This is a genomic window from Escherichia sp. KCJ4928, from assembly GCF_004352695.1.
Classification (GTDB): Bacteria; Pseudomonadota; Gammaproteobacteria; order Enterobacterales; family Enterobacteriaceae; genus ECMA0423.
The window spans coordinates 1-3786 of the sequence record NZ_SJWV01000268.1; the positions used below are offsets into that span (position 1 = coordinate 1).

A 3786-nucleotide genomic window follows, 5' to 3' on the forward strand; every position below is an offset into this window, starting at 1 on the left:
ATTATGAGCACAGAAACAATTGAAATATTCAATAATAGTGATGAATGGGCAAATCAACTAAAACACGCATTATCGAAAGGAGAAAATCTGGCATTACTACATGGTTTAACTCCTGATATCCTTGATAGAATATATGCATATGCATTCGACTACCATGAAAAGGGTAATATAACGGACGCAGAAATTTATTATAAATTTTTGTGCATTTATGCGTTCGAAAATCATGAGTATCTAAAAGATTTTGCATCAGTATGTCAGCCCAAAAAGAAATATCAACAAGCATATGACCTTTACAAACTAAGTTACAATTACTCCCCGTATGATGACTATTCAGTTATTTATCGTATGGGTCAATGTCAGATTGGGGCTAAAAATATCGATAACGCAATGCAATGTTTCTATCACATTATTAACAATTGTGAGGATGATAGTGTTAAGAGTAAAGCGCAGGCATATATTGAACTCTTAAACGATAATTCAGAAGATAATGGCTAAGCATTACAATCATTTGGTTAAATTTGCTGGTTATAGTGCAGTTAACCACTATAACCAGCACCTCTTATGTTTTCTTAAATCAGCATCTTAAAACAGTTAAGAGCATACTATAAATCATTATTTTTCAATGCGTTAGAGAACAATCTACTTTATCAAAATTGAATAAGGCTATTTCAGATTACATCACTGAATTCCTAAGATAAATTAGTGAACACAACCATAGATATGTCGAATGTAATTTCCTGTAGCGTTAATGACACATAAATATGAATAGCCATAATTTCTATTGCTTAAGCAGGATGCAAGAAACCAATTTTTTCATAGAGGTTAACTAATGGACTTAGAAAATAAATTCTCATATCATTTTCTTGAGGGATTAACGCTCACGGAAGATGGAATTCTTACTCAAGGAAATGAGCAAGTTTATATTCCACAGAAAGAGTTAGGTGTATTAATAGTATTACTTGAATCCGCTGGTCATGTTGTACTGAAAGATATGATCATCGAATCAGTATGGAAAAATATTATTGTTAGTGACGAGTCCCTGACAAGATGTATCTATTCTTTGCGCTGCATTTTTGAAAAAATTGGCTATGATCGTTGCATAGAAACAATCTACCGGAAAGGTTATCGTTTCAGCGGGCAGGTTTTCAAAACTAAAATTAATGAAGATAATACTTCAGACTATTCCATAGCTATATTCCCTTTCACTACTTCGTTGAATACACTGGATCCATTAATACTTAATCAGGAATTAGTGCAAATCATTTCAAATAAAAAAATCGATGGTCTCTATACCTATCCGATGGCTGCGACAAATTTTTGTAATGATCACATATCTCAAAATTCATTCTTGAGCAGATTCAAGCCAGATTATTTCGTTACAGGAAGAATAAACCAGAATAATGCAGTGAACACTTTATACATTGAGTTGATCGACGCTAAAAACCTTTTCCTCATCGCCAGTAATCATCTCCCTGTTGATGAACTACATAATACATCACAATTTATTATAGATAATATCCTTCAAACGGTACATAAACCAGAACGATCTGTAAGATTAGCTAAGCAGGACCAAGTATATAAGAATCATTATTTATCAGATGAAATGTTAGCCGGAAAGAAAGAACTTTACGACTTCACCCCTGAAAGCATTTACAGGGCCATGACTATATTTGATAGATTACAAAATAAAAGTGATATACAGACGCTAAAAACAGAATGTTATTGCCTTCTAGCGGAATGCCATATGTCTTTGGCACTTCATGGAAAAAGTGAACTTGAACTTGCTGCTCAAAAAGCATTAGAGCTTTTAGATTATGTATCAGACATAACCACTGTCGATGGAAAAATTTTAGCTATTATGGGACTGATAACTGGTCTGTCTGGACAAGCAAAAGTATCTCATATCTTATTTGAACAGGCTAAGATACACCCAACTGATATAGCCTCTCTCTACTACTATAGGGCACTAGTCCACTTTCATAATGAAAAAATTGAAGAGGCAAGGATTTGTATAGACAAATCACTACAACTCGAACCCAGAAGACGAAAAGCAGTTGTGATAAAAGAATGTGTAGATATGTATGTGCCTAACCCGCTCAAAAACAACATTAAACTCTACTATAAAGAAACTGAGAGTGAAAGCCATCGAGTTATAATTGACAACATTTTGAAATTAAATCAGCTGACGAGAATTTGTATGCGATAAATTTTTATTGACGCAATTTTATTATTTAGATGTATGCAACTTGTTATTTAAACAACAGAGATAAAAATATCTAAGATATTCACCTTATTGCAAGATATTTAAAATGCTCTAGAGTTAAAAGTATGATGTAAAGACCATTGGCCTGGACAATTAAAAAAGGGAGCTTTATGACTAATCCAATCGGTATCAATAATTTATCTCAAAGTTCAAATATAGCGAATGCAACGGGTGATGAAGTCGTATCATTAGATAAACACATCAACACCAGTGCTACTGATACAGATCAAATACAAGCATTTATAGTTTCAACATGGATGGCGCCTTTTCAAAATGATATGTATTCAGAAGATAATCCTATCTCACCTTACTATAAAATTGAATGGTAGACGATTGACCAAATAAATCATAACGAGATACTTTTATAATAGTATCTCGTCCCTTTCATTCAATCCTCACACATGAAAAAATATGCGCTCACCAAAAGTTAAATTCTTAACCATCTTCACGTTTTGTATATTTATTACAAAAATGTCTTTCGCCAGCAACTCTTGCTCTAATGAAGCAGGAACAATGTTCAGAATCGAACCAAATTTAATTAAAGCTATCGCTCTTGTTGAAAGCAATCTAAAAAAGGATAGCATAGGCAAGAACAGAGATAAGAATAACAATATAAAGAGTTTAGATTATTGGTTAATGCAGATAAACCAGATGCATATTCCCCTGTTAAAAAAACGTGGAATAATAAAAGATGAACGAGATTTGTTAGATAACCCTTGTCTGAACATTAAAATAGGAACCGAGATTTTATATAACCATTTTTCACGTTGTGGAGTAACGTGGCAATGCCTGGGGACTTATAATGCGGGTTTTGCAATGGATAACCAAAAAAAGAGACAGCAATATGCCCCAAAATATACATTGTATATACCAGGCTTAATGAACTAGACAATCGTAAGGCTTCAGCAAAATGAGCCTAAAGCCTCTTTTTTTTATATAGTGCAAACACCCATACGTAAAGCTGTTTTGATCAACTCGATACCACTGTGAACATCTAATTTCTTCATGATATTGAGTCTATGAGTTTCGACTGTTTTTCTGCTTAACTGCAAGAAATTAGCGATTTCTTTGTTTGTTTTACCATCAGCTATGAGTTGTAATATTTCTGACTCACGATTTGTAAGTTGATTATCAGAGGAATACCTGGAAGATATTTTTTCACAATCCATATGTACACTATCAAAATAAGTGTAACCATTACTAATCGAATCAATAGCACGATTTAGTTTCGCCGGGTGACTGGTTTTCCATACGCATCCTTTCGCACCTGCTTCAAGCAATTTTATTGAATCAATATACGGCATCTTTGCTACAAATGTAATAATATGAGCATCTATCTTATGCGATTTAACCCATTTTACGAGTTCGGACCCCATCATTCCACCTGCAAATTCTCCTAAAAAAAATATTTAGGCTGTAGATTTGTTACACTCCGCTATAGCTTTCTTCAGATCTTTATAGCCCCCAACAACCTCATATAAATCAGGATAATGTCCGAGAAATCCAATTACCCCATCAATCAT

The 3786-nt window shown here is 33.6% G+C and carries 3 protein-coding genes and 2 pseudogenes; 4 read left to right on the top strand and 1 reads right to left on the bottom strand.

Translation table 11 applies throughout. The annotated features are described in order from the left end of the window. The first annotated feature begins 3 nt into the window (after positions 1-3). The 4 genes and pseudogenes from E0D98_RS22065 (at position 4) to E0D98_RS22080 (ending at position 3177) form a co-directional block, all read left to right on the top strand. Positions 4-495, top strand: coding sequence for a tetratricopeptide repeat protein (locus tag E0D98_RS22065; protein WP_000102786.1), 492 nt, complete (start codon positions 4-6; stop codon positions 493-495). A 334-nt stretch (positions 496-829) separates the two neighbouring features. Continuing rightward, the gene (ygeH, locus tag E0D98_RS22070; protein ID WP_131891025.1) at positions 830-2206 is read left to right on the top strand and encodes a HilA family transcriptional regulator YgeH; all 1377 of its coding nucleotides are present in this window, start codon (positions 830-832) and stop codon (positions 2204-2206) included. 167 nt (positions 2207-2373) lie between these two features. Beyond that, positions 2374-2592 carry a protein YgeI gene (gene ygeI / locus E0D98_RS22075; RefSeq protein WP_000184091.1) on the top strand — a complete coding sequence of 73 codons (219 nt, stop codon included), beginning with the start codon at positions 2374-2376 and terminating at the stop codon, positions 2590-2592. 82 nt (positions 2593-2674) lie between these two features. Next, positions 2675-3177, top strand: a pseudogene (locus E0D98_RS22080) (lytic transglycosylase domain-containing protein). An 18-nt stretch (positions 3178-3195) separates the two neighbouring features. Here the strand turns inward: E0D98_RS22080 and E0D98_RS22085 are convergent. Then, positions 3196-3786, bottom strand: a pseudogene (locus E0D98_RS22085) (response regulator transcription factor); the annotation flags it as partial.